This window comes from Faecalimonas nexilis (genome assembly GCF_059731825.1).
This window is the reverse complement of the sequence record NZ_AP029189.1, coordinates 1,791,902-1,808,851: the sequence shown is the minus strand read 5'-3', so window position 1 is coordinate 1,808,851 and position 16,950 is coordinate 1,791,902. Positions and strand designations below refer to the sequence as shown.

At 36.4% G+C, this 16,950-nt stretch carries 24 protein-coding genes; 9 read left to right on the top strand and 15 right to left on the bottom strand.

Annotated features, from left to right (window positions below; genetic code table 11):
• Positions 1-6: 6 nt before the first annotated feature.
• The 6 genes from AC6I5B_RS09150 to AC6I5B_RS09125 all read left to right on the top strand — a co-directional run bounded on the left by AC6I5B_RS09150 (position 7) and on the right by AC6I5B_RS09125 (position 4,269).
• Entirely contained in the window at positions 7-702 is a 696-nt protein-coding gene (locus tag AC6I5B_RS09150) for a YggS family pyridoxal phosphate-dependent enzyme (RefSeq protein WP_004612587.1), read from the top strand.
• A gap of 26 nt (positions 703-728) precedes the next feature.
• Entirely contained in the window at positions 729-1,271 is a 543-nt protein-coding gene (locus AC6I5B_RS09145; protein WP_004612588.1) for a cell division protein SepF, read from the top strand.
• 10 nt (positions 1,272-1,281) lie between these two features.
• The gene (locus tag AC6I5B_RS09140) at positions 1,282-2,037 is read left to right on the top strand and encodes a YlmH family RNA-binding protein (RefSeq protein WP_022251065.1); all 756 of its coding nucleotides are present in this window, start codon (positions 1,282-1,284) and stop codon (positions 2,035-2,037) included.
• Between the two features lie 22 nt (positions 2,038-2,059).
• Positions 2,060-2,602 carry a signal peptidase II gene (gene lspA / locus AC6I5B_RS09135; protein ID WP_004612590.1) on the top strand — a complete coding sequence of 181 codons (543 nt, stop codon included), beginning with the start codon at positions 2,060-2,062 and terminating at the stop codon, positions 2,600-2,602.
• Between the two features lie 2 nt (positions 2,603-2,604).
• Positions 2,605-3,522: an RluA family pseudouridine synthase gene (locus tag AC6I5B_RS09130; protein ID WP_144166938.1), complete on the top strand. Its 918-nt coding sequence runs from the start codon at positions 2,605-2,607 to the stop codon at positions 3,520-3,522.
• A gap of 102 nt (positions 3,523-3,624) precedes the next feature.
• Positions 3,625-4,269, top strand: a complete 645-nt coding sequence (locus AC6I5B_RS09125; protein WP_004612592.1) for a cytidylate kinase-like family protein — start codon at positions 3,625-3,627, stop codon at positions 4,267-4,269.
• Positions 4,270-4,314: 45 nt separating this feature from the next.
• Here the strand turns inward: AC6I5B_RS09125 and AC6I5B_RS09120 are convergent, their stop codons facing one another.
• Entirely contained in the window at positions 4,315-5,049 is a 735-nt protein-coding gene (locus tag AC6I5B_RS09120; RefSeq protein ID WP_004612593.1) for a tRNA 2-thiocytidine(32) synthetase TtcA, read from the bottom strand.
• A 154-nt stretch (positions 5,050-5,203) separates the two neighbouring features.
• On the opposite strand from AC6I5B_RS09120, the gene dtd reads away from it, so the two are divergent.
• Positions 5,204-5,650: a D-aminoacyl-tRNA deacylase gene (gene dtd / locus AC6I5B_RS09115; protein WP_004612594.1), complete on the top strand. Its 447-nt coding sequence runs from the start codon at positions 5,204-5,206 to the stop codon at positions 5,648-5,650.
• 54 nt (positions 5,651-5,704) lie between these two features.
• On the opposite strand, the gene AC6I5B_RS09110 is transcribed toward dtd, so the two are convergent.
• Together AC6I5B_RS09110 and AC6I5B_RS09105 are read right to left on the bottom strand one after the other, a co-directional pair.
• Complete coding sequence (locus AC6I5B_RS09110; protein ID WP_004612595.1) at positions 5,705-6,775, bottom strand: tyrosine-type recombinase/integrase; 1,071 nt, start codon at positions 6,773-6,775, stop codon at positions 5,705-5,707.
• Positions 6,776-6,954: 179 nt separating this feature from the next.
• Positions 6,955-7,305, bottom strand: a complete 351-nt coding sequence (locus AC6I5B_RS09105) for a LysM peptidoglycan-binding domain-containing protein (protein ID WP_071143985.1) — start codon at positions 7,303-7,305, stop codon at positions 6,955-6,957.
• A 204-nt stretch (positions 7,306-7,509) separates the two neighbouring features.
• On the opposite strand from AC6I5B_RS09105, the gene lexA reads away from it, so the two are divergent.
• Positions 7,510-8,127, top strand: coding sequence for a transcriptional repressor LexA (gene lexA, locus AC6I5B_RS09100; protein WP_004612597.1), 618 nt, complete (start codon positions 7,510-7,512; stop codon positions 8,125-8,127).
• A 334-nt stretch (positions 8,128-8,461) separates the two neighbouring features.
• The gene (locus tag AC6I5B_RS09095) at positions 8,462-9,919 is read left to right on the top strand and encodes an NADP-dependent glyceraldehyde-3-phosphate dehydrogenase (RefSeq protein ID WP_004612598.1); all 1,458 of its coding nucleotides are present in this window, start codon (positions 8,462-8,464) and stop codon (positions 9,917-9,919) included.
• 36 nt (positions 9,920-9,955) lie between these two features.
• Here AC6I5B_RS09095 and rsfS read toward each other — a convergent pair whose 3' ends face one another.
• From rsfS to ybaK, 12 genes are all read right to left on the bottom strand, one after another.
• Positions 9,956-10,306 (bottom strand): ribosome silencing factor, encoded by a 351-nt coding sequence (gene rsfS, locus AC6I5B_RS09090; protein ID WP_004612599.1) that lies wholly within the window; start codon positions 10,304-10,306, stop codon positions 9,956-9,958.
• Positions 10,307-10,308: 2 nt separating this feature from the next.
• Positions 10,309-10,887 carry a bis(5'-nucleosyl)-tetraphosphatase (symmetrical) YqeK gene (yqeK, locus tag AC6I5B_RS09085; protein WP_004612600.1) on the bottom strand — a complete coding sequence of 193 codons (579 nt, stop codon included), beginning with the start codon at positions 10,885-10,887 and terminating at the stop codon, positions 10,309-10,311.
• Positions 10,865-11,497 carry a nicotinate-nucleotide adenylyltransferase gene (gene nadD / locus AC6I5B_RS09080; protein ID WP_044987140.1) on the bottom strand — a complete coding sequence of 211 codons (633 nt, stop codon included), beginning with the start codon at positions 11,495-11,497 and terminating at the stop codon, positions 10,865-10,867. The genes yqeK and nadD overlap by 23 nt, the downstream gene beginning before the upstream one ends.
• Positions 11,498-11,520: 23 nt before the next feature.
• Complete coding sequence (gene yhbY / locus AC6I5B_RS09075; protein ID WP_004612602.1) at positions 11,521-11,811, bottom strand: ribosome assembly RNA-binding protein YhbY; 291 nt, start codon at positions 11,809-11,811, stop codon at positions 11,521-11,523.
• 15 nt (positions 11,812-11,826) lie between these two features.
• Complete coding sequence (gene obgE, locus AC6I5B_RS09070) at positions 11,827-13,110, bottom strand: GTPase ObgE (protein ID WP_071143987.1); 1,284 nt, start codon at positions 13,108-13,110, stop codon at positions 11,827-11,829.
• Positions 13,111-13,224: 114 nt separating this feature from the next.
• Positions 13,225-13,509, bottom strand: coding sequence for a 50S ribosomal protein L27 (gene rpmA, locus AC6I5B_RS09065; RefSeq protein ID WP_004612604.1), 285 nt, complete (start codon positions 13,507-13,509; stop codon positions 13,225-13,227).
• A gap of 4 nt (positions 13,510-13,513) precedes the next feature.
• Positions 13,514-13,846 (bottom strand): ribosomal-processing cysteine protease Prp, encoded by a 333-nt coding sequence (locus tag AC6I5B_RS09060; protein ID WP_004612605.1) that lies wholly within the window; start codon positions 13,844-13,846, stop codon positions 13,514-13,516.
• A gap of 12 nt (positions 13,847-13,858) precedes the next feature.
• Positions 13,859-14,167 (bottom strand): 50S ribosomal protein L21, encoded by a 309-nt coding sequence (gene rplU, locus AC6I5B_RS09055; RefSeq protein ID WP_004612606.1) that lies wholly within the window; start codon positions 14,165-14,167, stop codon positions 13,859-13,861.
• A gap of 130 nt (positions 14,168-14,297) precedes the next feature.
• Positions 14,298-14,561 (bottom strand): hypothetical protein, encoded by a 264-nt coding sequence (locus AC6I5B_RS09050; protein ID WP_022251072.1) that lies wholly within the window; start codon positions 14,559-14,561, stop codon positions 14,298-14,300.
• A gap of 38 nt (positions 14,562-14,599) precedes the next feature.
• Positions 14,600-15,019, bottom strand: a complete 420-nt coding sequence (locus tag AC6I5B_RS09045) for a CBS domain-containing protein (protein WP_022251073.1) — start codon at positions 15,017-15,019, stop codon at positions 14,600-14,602.
• Positions 15,020-15,036: 17 nt separating this feature from the next.
• The gene (locus AC6I5B_RS09040) at positions 15,037-16,356 is read right to left on the bottom strand and encodes an aspartate kinase (RefSeq protein WP_004612609.1); all 1,320 of its coding nucleotides are present in this window, start codon (positions 16,354-16,356) and stop codon (positions 15,037-15,039) included.
• Between the two features lie 111 nt (positions 16,357-16,467).
• A complete protein-coding gene (gene ybaK / locus AC6I5B_RS09035; protein ID WP_022251074.1) occupies positions 16,468-16,950 on the bottom strand; it encodes a Cys-tRNA(Pro) deacylase in 483 nt (160 codons plus the stop codon).

The following is a 16,950-nucleotide window of genomic DNA, read 5'->3' as shown; positions in this document are numbered from 1 at the left end:
TTAATCATGTTATCAGAGAATTTACAACAAGTAGAAGAAAAAATTGCAGATGCTTGTAAACGAGCAAAAAGAGAACGAAGTGAAGTCACTTTGATTGCCGTGAGCAAGACAAAACCAATTTCTATGCTGCAAGAAATTTATAACGAAGGAATACGATGTTTTGGTGAAAATAAAGTACAGGAGCTGACTGAAAAATATGAGCAGCTTCCATCAGACATCAAATGGCATATGATTGGTCATTTGCAAAGAAACAAAGTAAAATATATCGTCGATAAAACAGAATTGATTCATTCTGTGGATTCTCTGCGATTGGCAGAGACAATCAATCAGGAAGCAGCTAAAAAAGACGTGGTTTCCAACATTTTAATCGAAGTAAATGTGGCGGAAGAAGAGAGTAAATTTGGAGTAAAAGTAGAGGAAGTACTTCCTTTGATTGAGAAAATTGCATTATTTCCAAATATTCAAATCAAAGGTCTTATGACAATTGCCCCATATGTGAAAAATCCAGAAGAAAACAGACCTATTTTTAGACGTTTACGCAAATTATCTGTTGACATCAACGCCAAAAACATTGATAATGTTAATGTGAGTATTCTTTCGATGGGAATGACCAATGATTATGAAGTTGCTATTGAAGAGGGTGCAACTATGGTTCGTGTGGGAACCGGGATTTTTGGTGAACGAAATTATACCACAGTATAGAAGTAAGATAGGAGATTAAAATAATTATGGGCGTACTAGACAAATTCTTAGATATTTTGAAGTTGAGTGATGAGGACGAGGATTACGATGAAGAGTTCTTTGATGATGAAGAATACGATGATATAGAAGAGAAGCCAAAAAGAAATTTTTTCAAGAAAGAAAAGCAGATGGAAGAAAATGAAGAACAATACAATGTTCCAGAAGAGAAGCATAGCCAGCATGCAAAACCAGCAAGCAGCAAAGTAACACCTATGCGTCAGCCTGCAAGAAAGACAACCGGAATGGAAGTCTGTGTGATTAAGCCGACAAATGTTGACGATTCCAGAGAAGTTACAGAGACTCTGCTTAGTGGACGCACTGTTATCCTGAATTTGGAAGGATTAGATTTAGAAGTGGCACAGCGCTTGATAGATTTTACTTCCGGTGCGACATTTGCTATTGATGGAAATCTGCAAAAGATTTCAAATTATATTTTTCTGATTACACCGGCTAACGTAGATATCTCCGGTGATTTACAGGATCTATTGAATACATCTTTTGATGTTCCATCTATTAAGACAAGATATTAGGACAAGTATTATGCAAAAAGAAGAACTTATGTTACAAAAGAGATTGATTGAGCTTTCAAGGCTATCCTATCAACGCGGAATTGTTACATATTCTGATTTTTTAAATTTGAATGAATTAAATATTCTTCATACAATGCCAAAGACAGAATTATATACAACATACAAAGTTTTTGGCGGTTATGATTTCTCAGAGCGTCAGATGGTTGCATTTCTACCTGATGCTTTTTGTTATGAGTATTTTTATCCAATTTCTGTTTTGAAAATCAGACCGTTGCAGAAAAAATTTTCTGAGGCACTTTCTCACAGAGACTATTTAGGCGCTGTTTTAAATCTTGGTATTGAACGTAGCAAAATCGGTGATATCCTTGTACAGGAAGATTCTGCAATTCTGTTTGTTCATCAGTCTCTGGAACAATTCATCCAAGATGAATTAAAAAGAATACGTCATACTTCTGTTATGGCAGAGCCGGAAAATTTTGAGAAGTTTTCTTATACTCCTCAAATAGAAGAAAAAAAAGGCACCGTGTCGTCTTTGCGGCTAGACAGTCTTTTAGCTCTTGCATTTTCTTCTTCCAGAACAAAACTGGTACCATACATTGAAAATGGAAAAGTATTTGTAAACGGAAAATTAATCACATCCAATGGATACCAAATTAAACAAGACGATATTATTTCTGTTCGAGGACTTGGACGTTTTCAATATAAAGAAATGCTTTCTCAGACAAAAAGGGGACGTTATTTAGTGACGATACATCTATACATATAATGAAACAGGAAGGGAGAATCTTATGAAAAAGAAAACAAATCATTACCTCAGCCATTTATTAGCTACTTTAAGTATGATTTTTGCAATTTTTTTAGATCAATACACAAAACTACTTGCAGTGGAAAATTTGAAAAATCAAGCTCCAATTGATATCATAGAAAATGTTTTCCAGCTTCACTATCTGGAAAATCGTGGAGCGGCTTTTGGGATACTCCAAAACCAAAAAATTTTCTTTGTTATTATCGGTATTATAATTCTGATTGTAGCACTTTTTTTCTATTTAAAAATGCCGCACGAGAGACATTTTATTCCATTGCGAATCTGTCTGCTTCTGATTGCATCCGGGGCAATTGGAAATATGATAGACCGGATACGTTTGAATTATGTAATTGATTTCTTTTATTTCGAATTGATCGATTTCCCAATTTTCAATGTGGCAGATATTTATGTAACATTGTCAGCTGGACTTCTTATCGTATTAATTTTATTCTATTACAAAGAAGATGATCTTGAAATGCTGTTTAAGCTATTCTCGCGTAAAAAGAACAAGGAACAGGAGAGTTAATTATGATACAGACCGTTACTGTAGAAAAAGAATTTTCTGGAAACCGAGTAGATAAATTTCTTTCAGAACAATTTCTAGATCTTTCTCGTTCTTATATTCAAAAATTAATTAAAGATGGACATGTGACTGCAAACGGGAAAATAGTCAAAGCAAACTACAAACTTAACGCACTTGATACATTGGCTCTGGATAAACCAGAGCTTCAAGAGCCGGATATTGTGCCAGAGAATATCCCAATTGATATTTTATATGAGGATGAAGATATTTTGATTGTTAACAAACCAAAAGGAATGGTGGTACACCCATCGGCAGGACATTATTCTGGCACTCTTGTAAATGCCCTGATGTATCACTGCAAAGATCAATTATCTGGAATCAATGGAATAATGCGACCTGGAATTGTACATCGAATAGATATGGATACAACCGGATCACTGCTTGTCTGTAAAAATGATTTTGTCCACCAGGATTTAGCAGAACAGCTAAAGGAACACTCCATACAACGAATATATCACGCAATCGTACATGGGGTTATAAAAGAAGATGAAGGGACAATTGACGCTCCAATTGGAAGACATCCGATTGAGCGAAAAAAAATGAGTGTCAACTATAAAAACGGCAAGCATGCAGTCACTCATTATAAAGTAATCGAACGATTTAAAAATTATACATACATAAAATGTCAATTGGAGACAGGTAGAACACACCAGATACGAGTACATATGGCTCATATACGCCATCCTCTGTTAGGAGATGCTGTCTATGGACCGGCAAAATGTCCTTTCAAATTACAGGGACAGACATTACATGCAAAAACATTGGGTATTGTTCATCCACGTACGCATGAGTATATTGAGGTGGATGCTCCACTTCCGGATTATTTTATCTCTCTGCTAAACAAACTAAAACAAACGTCTTAAACTGTAAAATTCATATAAAAATATATACTTTTCTCATAAATTGTTGTATAATAATTATATGTTAAAACAATTCGTATTCAGACTTAAAGGAGAGTGACAGATATGAGTGAATTTAATACAATTATTACAATCGGAAGACAATTTGGAAGTGCTGGGCGTGAGATCGGGAATGTCATTGCTAAAGATTATGGTATCAAATTATATGACAAAGAGATGTTAAAGAGAGCGGCAAAAGAAAGCGGTATCTGTGAAGAATTATTTGAGACACATGATGAAAAACCTACGAATAGTTTTCTCTATTCATTAGTGATGGATACTTACTCTCTTGGATATTCTTCTGGAAGTTATTCAGATATGCCGATTAATCATAAGATCTTTTTGGCTCAATTTGATGCTATAAAGAAGATTGCTGACGAAGGACCTTGTGTTCTTGTAGGAAGATGTGCCGACTATGCTTTGGAAAACTATGACAATGTTGTAAATGTATTTATTTATGCTGATTTGGACATTCGTGTCAGAAGAATTGCAAGACTCTATAACTTGACTGATGCAAAAGCAAAAGATATGATCTTAAAAACGGATAAAAAAAGAGCAAGTTATTACAATTATTACACGAATAAAGAATGGGCAGAAGCGAAGAGTTATGATTTATGTCTAAACAGCGGAAAGCTCGGTGTAGAAGGAACTGCAAAAGCCATCAAAGATTATGTTTCACTTAGAAATAATATTACAGATGCAAAATTATAAACGGTAGGGACATGGGAATTTTTCTCATGTCCCTGTTTTGTAAAATTATCTTTTATGTAAGATTCTTTCTGGCCATCCTTCGATATCACCGTTCAAAATTGCAGTGAACATTCTATTTTTTGCCCCTGGGTGCTCAGTATTTAATTGTCTTACAAGTTCTTTTGCATACTGGCGTTTGGTGTAGCCGTCAACTGGGCACTTACTTTTTACAACCGGCAGGTTGTATTTATTCTTAAATCCAATAACATCTGCTTCATCTACAAACATAATTGGACGAATAACTGTCAAATCCATACGATCCAAATATGTTTTCGGCGAAAATGAATGAAATCTTCCTTCAAAAATCAGAGAGAGAAGCATTGTTTCAATAATATCATCTTTGTGATGCGCATAAGCAACTTTATTGCAGCCCATTTCTTTTACAGCATCATTCAATGCGCCTTTTCGCATCTTTGCACAAAGAGAACAAGGATTGCTTTCTTTTCTCTCTTCGAATAAAATGTGAGCAATATCCGTTTTCACTACCTTATACGGCACTCCGAGTTCTTGACATAATTCATGTACTGGATCTAAATCGAATTCTTCGTATCCTAAATCAACTGTAATGGCACTCAATTCAAATTTGTTGGGATAGAACCGTTTTAATCCATGAAGTGCATAGAGCAGTGTCAAGCTGTCTTTTCCGCCAGAGATTCCAACTGCAATATGATCTCCTTCCTGGATCATCTGGTATTCATCCACTGCTTTTCTCGTAAAACTCAATAACTGTTGTAATTTCATCTATAAAATCCTTTCTTACATTCTATTTTACTGTTTCTACCTGCTTAATACTATTATATTTTTCTTATTTTTACAATAGGAAAATAAACAACTTCACAAATCTATCAGAATCATGTAGAATAGTTTTAGATGAGATTTAGGAGGATGGAAGAACATGAAATTTGTGATACAACGTGTTACAGAATCATCTGTAAAAGTAGATGATAAAATAATCGGACAAATCGGAAAAGGATTTATGGTACTAATTGGAGTCGGGCAGGAGGATACAAAAGAAATTGCGGACAAACTGATAAAAAAAATGATCGGACTTCGCATTTTTGAAGATGAAAACGGAAAAACAAATCTTTCACTTGCTGATGTGAATGGAGAGCTTTTATTGATTTCACAGTTTACACTATATGCAAATTGTAAAAGAGGAAATCGTCCAAGCTTTATTGAATCTGGAGATCCTGCATTAGCGGAAGAACTTTATGAATATATTATTTCCAAATGCAAGGAAAATGTACCAGTTGTTGAAAAAGGAAGTTTTGGGGCGGACATGAAAGTAAGCCTGATTAATGATGGACCATTCACAATTGTATTAGATTCTGATTGTATGTAACCAAAAGCAAAAATAGACATTGAGCATTGGGAAATTCAGGAGAGAAGAGCAGAGTTAATTTCGCTCTTCTCTTAATTTTACAGCACTGGCTGCCTGTCTTCGCCGCATATCATCAATAGCCGCATAGTGTTTTTTTGTCGTATTTACATCCTTATGCCCCAATACGTCGGCTACAAGGTAAATATCGCCTGTTTCCTTGTATAAGGACGTCCCATAGGTACTCCGAAGCTTATGAGGTGTTATTTTTTTGTTTGGAGTCACTTGTTTGGCATATTTTTTCACCATATTCTCAATTGCCTGAACTCCCATTCTTTTTCTTTGGGTCGATAAAAAAAGAGCATTTTCATGGTCGGGTAGGGGAGTAGCGCTGGCTCTTGTTGTCTCAAGATAATTCTCCAAAGCATTACGTACTTCCTCACCGAAATAGATAACCATCTCACTTCCACCTTTTCTAGTCACCTTAATGCCATTATTCTTAAAATCAATATCATTGATATCAAGACCTACACATTCTGAAACACGAATCCCCGTTCCAAGCAATAATGTCAAAATAGCCAAATCGCGAGTTTTTGTTTTTTCATAATAAACTTTTTTTTGACCCGTCAATTCTTTCCCACAATTTTCTACATAATCAAGCAGCAAAGCAACCTCATCAATATCTAAACGTATAATTGCTTTATCATGTAACTTTGGCATATCCACAAAAATAGTCGGATTTTTTTCAATCATCTGATGACGGTAAAAATACCGGTAAAAGCTCCTGAGAGAAGAAAATTTTCGTGCCAGTCCTTTTTCTCCATTTGTGATCACCTGATTATCATCCGCTTTATATACCTTTAAATACTCTAAATATTCCTCGATATCGATCGGTTCAACACGTTCTAAGTCCTGAAGGGTAAACTGGGTTGTTGTATAATCGTGATAAATTGGATTGTTCTCAATTAAAAAATGAAAAAATACACGGATGTCATAAGCATAAGAAATTCTTGTCTTAGCCGATGTAGTCGGTTCTACAGCACGAAAATAATCTTTTGTAAATGATGGTAATGTCTGTAAAACTTCACGTAATCGAAGTGTATTGTCAATATAAGATTGTTCATAATATGTTTTTATGTCTTTAGCCATGAAACAAGATTCCTTTCGTAAATACTGGATTTTAAGTATATTTTACACTATACGACAGTAAATGTCTATATCTTTTGGAAAAATCAGTATTTGTCGTATAGATATATTTCTATTATAAAAGACCGATATAGCATCTATTTTCACTAATAAGACTCGCTGCTATATCGGCATGGTATCTTTTATCGAAACTCTTCGTCGTAATATGCAATCATTAAATATTGGCTTTCCTGTATCGAATCAGATTCTAAGGAATTAATTTCTTTCAGCTCATCTACATATTCCTGAGTGCTTCCGTAATCATCTGTTTTATATTCAAGAGCGATATCCCAAAGAGTGTCTCCTGGTTGAATTACTATACTTTTATAGTACTTATAAGTAATTGGGCTTTCCTGTGCATTCCCATGTGCATCGGAAAAGGAACTTCCAAATACGGCACTTCCAATGGTTATAAATAAAATAGTTGCCAAGAGCATCCACATTCTCCGTTGTGCAAATCGTTGTTTCTCATAATATCTTTTCTCTTTTGTCATTATCTCATATACCTCTCTTCCACTATATGCGAACGTATTTTTCGAACAACTGTTCTTGTATCGAATTATAAAACAAGAACAAATGTTTGTCAATAGATTTGAAGAAAAATACGAACATATTTTCTAAACATTTGTTTGCCTTTTTTGTGTATTTATGGTAAAATATTTTTAATTAAAATAACTTCATTCTAGGAGGTCGTCTAAATGGCATATGGAAAAATAAGTAAAAAACAATTAGAAATATTAGAATACATAAAATCTGAAATATTAAGAATCGGTTACCCTCCTGCCGTACGTGAGATTTGTGAAGCCGTAAATTTAAAATCGACATCATCTGTCCACTCTCATCTTGAAACTTTAGAAAAAAATGGATATATCAGACGAGATCCTACGAAGCCACGTGCAATTGAGATTATAGATGATACATTTAATCTCACAAGGCGAGAGATGGTAAACGTGCCAATTGTAGGTCAAGTAGCTGCAGGAGAACCAATTCTTGCTGAACAAAACATTACCAACTACTTTCCTATTCCGATAGAATTTATGCCGAATAATGAAACATTCTTACTGACTGTAAAAGGAGAAAGCATGATTAATGCTGGTATTTTAGATGGTGATATGGTATTGGTAGAATCTACTTCTGTCGCTTCTAACGGAGAGATGGTTGTTGCGCTTGTAGATGACAGCGCAACGGTGAAGACTTTTTATAAAGAAGAAGGTATATACCGTCTGCAGCCTGAGAATGATACAATGGAGCCTATTATTGTATCAGAAGTAGAGATTTTAGGAAAAGTGATTGGTGTATTTCGTTTCTTTCAATAAGATATTTTTGCAGACTGGCAGATTAATCATCTGTCAGTCTGCTATCACATGTTTCTTTTAATTTTTATTTCTCTCCTCTTCTGTTCCCTGAGTTTTATTCATCATATTTCCAAAATTCTTTCATAATTCTCATAAAAATTATAAAAATATAATATATTTTTAGATTGTATCTTGTTTTTCATTGTAAACAGTCAAAAATTCTTTCTCAATTTTCTAAATAATATATATTTTTTTCATAAGTTGTTTCTGTCTCATTTTTTTACTCTAAAATTTACCTCTTGACTAATAATGATTACTATTATTAAAATATAGTTAAAGAAAAGAATAAAATTAAATGAAAGAAGGGATTTATTTGAATTTGAACAAAAACTATAGATTTTATATTGATGGTATGTGGGAAGAAAGCAAAAGCAAAGAAGTTATTAAAATCATGTCACCTTATAAAGATGAACTTGTCGGTACGGTACAGGCGATTTCAAAAGACGAGGCAGATAAAGCTATCCAAAGTGCAAAAATTGCACAAAAGAAATGGGAGAAACTTTCTATCAGAGATCGCGGTAACTATTTATATCATTGGATTGAAGAGCTTGAAAAATCAAAGGAAGATATTGCAACGACTATTATGCAAGAAGTCGGTAAAGGATTTCAGGATGCCGTCAAAGAAGTGGAGCGCACAATTGATTTGATTCGTTTTACAATTGAAGAAGCAATTCATTTATATGGTGAAAGTATGCTCGGAGAAAATTTTCCTGGGGGAAATCGTTCTAAAATTGCCATTAGTCACCGTGTTCCTCTAGGTGTTGTGCTTGCTATTTCTCCGTTTAACTACCCTGTTAATCTATCAGCAGCAAAAATTGCTCCGGCTCTGATAAGTGGAAATGCCGTCGTCTTCAAGCCGGCAACACAAGGTGCGATCAGCGGAATCAAAATGATTGAAGCGCTAGATCGGGCTGGTCTTCCAAAAGGTGTTCTAAATGTGGTGACAGGTCATGGTTCTGTGATAGGAAATTATCTGATCGAACATCAAGGGATTGACATGATTTCTTTCACGGGTGGAAGCGGTACAGGAAAACGTATCGCAAAATTGGCAAACATGATTCCACTTGTCATGGAATTGGGAGGAAAAGACCCTGCCATTGTTGTAAAAGATGCAAATTTAGATTTGGCAGCAAAACAAATTGTATCCGGTGCATTTTCTTACTCCGGTCAACGCTGCACTGCTATTAAACGTGTTTTCGTTGACGAGATGATCGCTGATGAATTAATTGAGAAATTATCTGAAGAATTAAAAAATGTAACAATTGGTTCTCCAGAAGAAAATAAAATGATTGTACCACTGATTGATCAGAAATCAGCTGATTTTGTACAGCGTCTGATTGATGATGCACTTGAGAAAAATGCAACATTAATTACTGGAAATCAGCGAGAAGGAAATTTAATCTATCCTACGCTGCTTGACCATGTGACACCAAATATGCGTTTAGCTTGGGAGGAACCATTTGGTCCAGTATTGCCGATTATTCGTGTAAAAACAGTCGATGAAGCCATTGAGATGAGCAATCAATCGGAATATGGATTACAGGCAAGTATCTTTTCTCAGGATATTGATCAGGCATTCACAATTGCAGAAAAAATACAAGCAGGTTCTGTACAGATTAACGGTCGAACAGAACGCGGACCAGACCACTTCCCATTTATCGGAACAAAGGGCTCTGGTATGGGAACACAAGGTGTTCGTCGCAGCATTGAATCTATGACACGTGAAAAAGTGACTGTAATCAATATTAATTAAAAAACAAACGGCATCTGCTCAGATGCCGTTTATAAATTATAATTCCTCAATATTTATCATCTTTCCGTCACTCCAGATTCTTTCCAAATCATAGAAAAGACGATTTTCTTTGTCAAAGACATGAACAATCACTTCGCCGAAGTCCAATAACACCCAGCTTCCAAGTCCATAGCCTTCTCTTTGTTTTAATGTGAATCCGGCTTTTTCAAGCTCTTCTTCTACACTATCTACCATAGCATGTACTTGGCTGTCATTGGTTCCGTTTGCGATAATAAAATAATCTGCCAAAACTGATACATTTGAGATATCAATGACTTTGATATCTTCTCCTTTTTTATCAGCTAATGCTGCACAGGCTATTTTTGCCATTTTTCTTGACTCTTCCATCTTTAAATTCTCCTTTCATTGTAGTACAGATAAGTCTGTTCTGTCAGTGGATCAATCACTTCACTTTTGCTCTTCAAATACTCTAATGAGGCATGAAGAATCGTATAAAGACACTCATCGATATCTGTAAATGCCAAACGTCGAATCTCCTGCAAATCAGGCGCCTCGCATCTTCCTGGCTCAATATAATCCGCAATATAAATAATCTTGTCCAGCAGTGTCATATGTGGGCGACCGGTTGTATGGCAGGAAATCGCATCAAGAATTTCTGTATTCTCTATCTGATATATCTCTTTTGCCAAATATGCTCCTAATTTTGCATGTAAAAGTCCAGGGTTTTTCTGCTCTGCCTCAGAAATGTTTAAATTATATTTTTTACACAATTCTATTTTTTGAGCAGATGGAATACATTTCGCACAATCATGTAAAAGCCCCGCGATCATAGTATCTTCCAAATCAGCCCCATACCGCATCGCAAGTGCGCCTGCAGTATACATAACACCAAGCGTATGCTCATACCGATTCTGATCCAAATGCATCTTTACTTCTTCCTTTATTTTACGTATTGTCAACTGCTTCATTTTGTTCTTCCTCAAATAAATGTTTTTCTGCAATATACTTTTCAACTGCCTCTGGTACAAATTCGCTGATTGGAAGTCCTTCTTTGATTCTTTTTCGAATATCACTGGAAGAAACCTCCAAATCCGGAGTATTCATAAGACGGATATCACATTCATATTTTCTTGCTAAATAATGAATCTGACTTAGCATCTCCTGTGTTCCTTTGCCATTGCGATATGCCGCTAAAAGGATACAGGTTCTCAGCAATTTCTCCGGATGTACCCATTTTTCAATAGAAAATAAAGAATCTGCACCAATAATAAAATAGAATTCATGTTCCGGATATCGGTCTTGAAAGTACTGCATCGTCTGATAGGAATAGGAAATCTCTTTTCCTTCTACTTCATATTTTTCCAGACGAAAATACGCATATGGCTGAATTGCTTTTTGCACCATCTCTACCCGATTCACAGTCATGGACTCAATGGCAGCACTCGACTTATGCGGTGGATTTCCGTTTGGCAGGAACCATACCTGATCGAGTCGAAAAAGTTTATATGCATAATTTCCAAGCATCAAGTGTCCATTATGAATGGGGTCGAATGTCCCCCCCATAATTCCAATCTTCATATTATTTCCTCTTTCATGATTCACTAAGGAAGTACGATTTTCTTCTTATCATCTTTTCCTTCTTTGTATAACACAATCTTTTTGCCTATTACCTGAACAACCTGGGAGCGGGTACGTTCTGCCAAGATCTGTGCAATTTCTTTCGGATCATCGGCACAGTTTTGAAGTACATTGATTTTAATTAATTCTCTGGCTGTCAACGCTTCTGCAATTGCATTGGTAAGTTCTGGCGTCATGCTTGATTTTCCAACCTGAAAAATCGGATCCATAACCATTGCAAGACTTTTCAAATACGCTCTCTGTTTTGATGTCATAATTTTCCTCCTCTCTTATTTATAATAATCGAATTGCAACCCGTACATGCGCACTGTATCGCCTTCTTCAATTCCTGCAGCTTCCAATTCATCTAGTATTCCTGTATCTTTTAGGAATTTTTGGAAGAATGCAAATCCTTTTTCTGAGTCTAAATTTGTGTATCCAAGCATCTTTTCAATCTTAGGCCCTTCCACTACATACATGCCATCTTCTTTTTCAACCGTATATGGCAGATCAATATGAATGAGTTCCTCTTCTGGGAAGTATTCCTGTTCGAAAGTAATCGGAGCCTGTTCTAATTGTTTCAACTGATCATTTACATAATACAAAAGCTCTTTGATTCCTGCGCCGGATACCCCGGAAATTGCGAATACCTTTACTCCCTTTGGTTCAAATTCTGCCCGGATACGCTCAACTGGATCTTCGTCCTCTGAGTATATCAAATCTGTCTTATTTGCTGCAATGACTTGAGGCCGTTTTGCAATCTCAGGATTATATGCTTCTAATTCTTCATTAATCTTATAAATGTCATCAACCGGATCACGTCCCTCTGACGATGCAGCATCCACTACGTGAATCATCATCTTTGTACGCTCGATATGGCGTAAAAATTCGTGTCCAAGTCCAACACCTTCTGAAGCCCCTTCAATCAGTCCGGGAATATCAGCTATAACAAAACTTTCCCCATCTCCTAAATCTACAACTCCGAGATTTGGATTTAATGTTGTAAAATGGTAATTGGCAATCTTTGGATTTGCATTTGTAACACGGGATAAAAAGGTTGATTTCCCAACATTCGGAAATCCGACAAGCCCAACATCTGCAATCACTTTCAACTCTAATTGTACGTTCAATTCCTGAGCTGGCTGTCCTGGCTGCGCATACTTTGGAATCTGCATGGTAGAAGTTGCAAAATGTTGGTTACCAAGACCTCCTTTTCCACCCTTTAAGATGACCTGTCTGCGGTTCTCACCTGACATATCTGCGATAACTTTCCCGGATTCCGCTTCTTTCACCACAGTTCCTTCAGGAACTTTCAAAATGATATCTTCTGCATCTTTCCCGTGGCAGCGTCTTTTTCCGCCCTGCTCGCCGTCCTTTGCCGCAAATTTCCTTTTATGTCGGTAATCAGCAAGGGTATTCAATCCTTCATCCACTTCAAAGATAACATCTCCGCCGCGTCCTCCGTCACCACCATCCGGACCGCCGTTTGGTACATATAGTTCACGTCGAAAACTGACATGACCATCTCCGCCTTTTCCTGAGCGGATATATATTTTTGCTCTGTCTGCAAACATCTTTCTCACCTACTTTTCTATACATTGTTTTTATTATAATATAAACCGATGGAAAAAAACAAGGCTTCAAACCAATAAGATTTGAAGCCTAATCTTTTATAATTCGTAAAATTCTTATTCAGCTACTGGATAGATAGAAACTTGTTTCTTATCTCTTCCTTTTCTTTCGAATCTTACAACACCGTCAACTAAAGCGAATAAAGTATCGTCTCCACCACGTCCTACGTTAGTACCTGGGTGAATCTTAGTTCCACGTTGTCTGTAAAGGATATTTCCAGCTTTTACAAATTGTCCGTCAGCTCTTTTCGCACCTAATCTCTTAGATTCAGAGTCTCTACCGTTCTTTGTAGAACCAACTCCTTTTTTATGAGCGAAAAATTGAAGGTTTAATTTCATCATGGTCTTACACCTCCTCAAATGTTAAATCGATATATTTCTCGTAATTCTCGTCATCAGCCATCTCCTCTAAACCAAGAATCATAGCTTTCAACAACAGCGTCGTCTCTTTAGTAGGTCTTCCCGATATTCTATAATCGATTAAGCCCTGCTCATCATCAGATACAAGTGAGGCTTCATTCTGAGTAAAAATCTCAATTGCATTCACAGTATTGATTGTCAGCACAGAAACAGCTGCACAGACAACATCCTGACCATTCTCACTGTAACCTGCATGACCCAACGCCTTAAAACCAACACATTCATGTTTTTCGTTTTTATAAATGGTTACCCTAATCATTCCGACACCAGATTAAGCATTGATTTTTTCAATCTTAACAGCTGTGTACTGCTGTCTGTGACCGTTTTTCTTATGGTATCCAGTTTTTCTTTTATACTTGTAAACGATTACTTTTTTTGCTTTTCCGTCTCCAATTACAGAAGCTGTAACTGTAGCACCTTCTACTGTTGGATTTCCAACTTTTAATTCAGAATCGCTAACTGCAAGTACCTGGTCAAATGTAAAAGTTTCTCCAGCTTCTACACCAAGTTTTTCTACTTTAATGATATCGCCTTCGGCTACTTTGTACTGTTTACCACCTGTTGCTATAATTGCGTACATATGGCACCTCCTATTATCATTACTCGCCAATTACGGTGTCTGCATTGCAGAACTTGCAAACCTCATTGTGCGGCATACCGTTGTATTATAACATGTGACTTTATAGGCGTCAACTATTTTTTATACTATTTTAGACAGATTTTGTAAAAAGTTCAGCTAGTACCGTAATTCCATAGATTACAAATAAACCGATAAACAACTTTACAGGACTGAACTGTAAAAAATAGTAACTGATGAAAAAGATTCCTAATGCAATGCCGGCAGCGCCATTGATTCTGGCGTACATTTTTACATCTCTAATATCCTTTTTCCGAATCAAAGGCATATCTCCCTTTATGATTGCATACAAACCTATAAGTATACATATAACTGCTAAAATCAGAATACTTGTCATTTTTTCTCCTAATCCTTCAAAATATTGTTTTGAAAATTTTATTTTTCTTTATCGGAAACTACTAATTTGTCATAGAAATAACCGATAATATCTTTTCGCGTGATAATTCCGGAAAAATTTCCCTGATCATCAACTACAGGAACAAAATTCTGTTCCATTGCTTTTTCCATTAGGTCTTCCATTTTTGCTTCTGCTCGAACCGGTTTGTAGTCAAGGCGTCTTCCAACTTCCTGTATGGAAACCATCTCTGCAAGTTTTAAATTTAGATTGTGATTTCCTTTGAGCCACCAAAGTAAATCGCCTTCCGTAATGCTCCCAACATATTTCCCCTGTCTGTTGAGCATTGGGATACACGAATATCTGTGATATTCCATACGTTCCAGAACTTGTCTGACCGTATCGTCATCATAGATATGGGCAACCTCACTTTTAGGTTTTAAGAAAAACATGATATTCATATCATTCACCTTTCCAACTAGAGTTTTGCTGTCACAAAAATATCGTAAATTGCTTTAATCGCATTTTCGAAATCATGATTGCGCACACCAATTACAATATTCAATTCGCTGGAACCCTGATCAATCATCTTTACATTTACATTTGCATGCGCAAGTGCAGAGAAAATACGGCCTGCTGTACCTCTTGTAGCACGCATTCCCCGACCAACAACAGCAATCAATGCAAGATCTGATTCCAATTCGATGGAGTCTGGCTGTACTGCATGATGAATTCCGGCAAGTACTTTCTGTTCTGTCTCTTCAAATTCCGACTGATGTACAAAAACTGTCATCGTATCAATGCCGGATGGCATGTGCTCGAATGAAATATGATTATCTTCAAATACCTGAAGCACTTTTCTTCCAAATCCAACTTCTGAGTTCATCATTGCCTTCTCGATTGTGATAGAAGCAAATCCTTGCTTTCCGGCAATTCCGGTAATCGTGTATTTTGGATGTCTGCAAGTAGCTTCAACAATCAACGTACCTTTATCCTCCGGTGCATTTGTGTTGCGGATGTTGATTGGAATTCCTTCTTTTCGAACAGGGAAAATAGCATCCTCATGAAGAACGGTAGCTCCCATATAAGATAACTCTCTTAATTCTTTATATGTAATTGCTTCGATAGACTTCGGATTCGAGATAATTCTCGGATCTGCAATCAGAAAACCGGACACATCTGTCCAGTTCTCGTAAAGATCTACTTTTGCCGCTTTCGCAACAATCGAACCGGTCACGTCCGAACCACCCCTTGAGAATGTTTTGATTGTCCCGTCCGGTAAAGAACCATAAAATCCTGGAATTACTGCACGTTCGGCTTTATTTAAACGTTCTGACAGGATTTCATCTGTCTTATCTGCATCAAATTTTCCTTCTTCATCAAAGAAAATAACTTCTGCCGCATCAATGAATTCATATCCAAGATAGTTTGCCATGATAATCCCATTCAAATATTCTCCACGTGAAGCAGCGTAATCTCTGCCTGCTTTTTTTGCAAAGTTATCACGGATTATCTCAAACTCTTTTTCAAGTGAAAGCGTCAACCCTAATCCTTCAATGATCTCATTGTATCGCTCCTGAATATCTTTCAGTAAATCTGTGAATTTTTTCCCTTTCACAGCTGCTCCGTAACATTTATATAACATATCTGTCACTTTTACATCGTCTGAAAATCGTTTTCCTGGCGCTGATGGAATGACATACCTTCTACTTTCTTCTGCACGGATAATATTTCCCACTTTTTTAAACTGCTCTGCACTCGCAAGTGAGCTTCCGCCAAATTTTACTACTTTTTTCATCTTCGCACTCCTCCATCTGTCTTATCTTGCATAATTATTCTGCTGTTTGTATATTACAATCTATCTTTACAAAAAACAATGCTTTTTTACATTCTTTTACATTTTTTAAGATCATCTGTGGATAATATCTGCATATTCTGCATCGGCAGCTCGTTTTAAATCTTCCGGAAGCAGTATGAGTTGCAGGCCGATTTTCCCACCGCTTACAATGATCTTGTCTAACTTCTGTGCGTCCTCCTGAATGATTGTCTTAAATTTTTTCTTCATCCCAATGGAGGTGCATCCACCTCGCACATATCCTGTCACAGCAGTGAGTTCTTTTAAAGGCAGCATCTCAAGCGATTTCTCTCCAACAGATTTTGCAGCCTTTTTAAAGTCAATTTCTTCGGCAATCGGAATGACAAAAACATAATATGCTTTACTTTTTCCAACTGTCACAAGTGTTTTATACATTGTTTCATATGAAATTCCAAGAAGATCCGCGACATGAATACCGTCTGTAAATTCGTCACATTCATAAGTCCGCATTTCATATGGAATTTTCATTCTTTCCAAAATCCGCATTGCATTTGTTTTTGTTTCCTTTTTAGACAA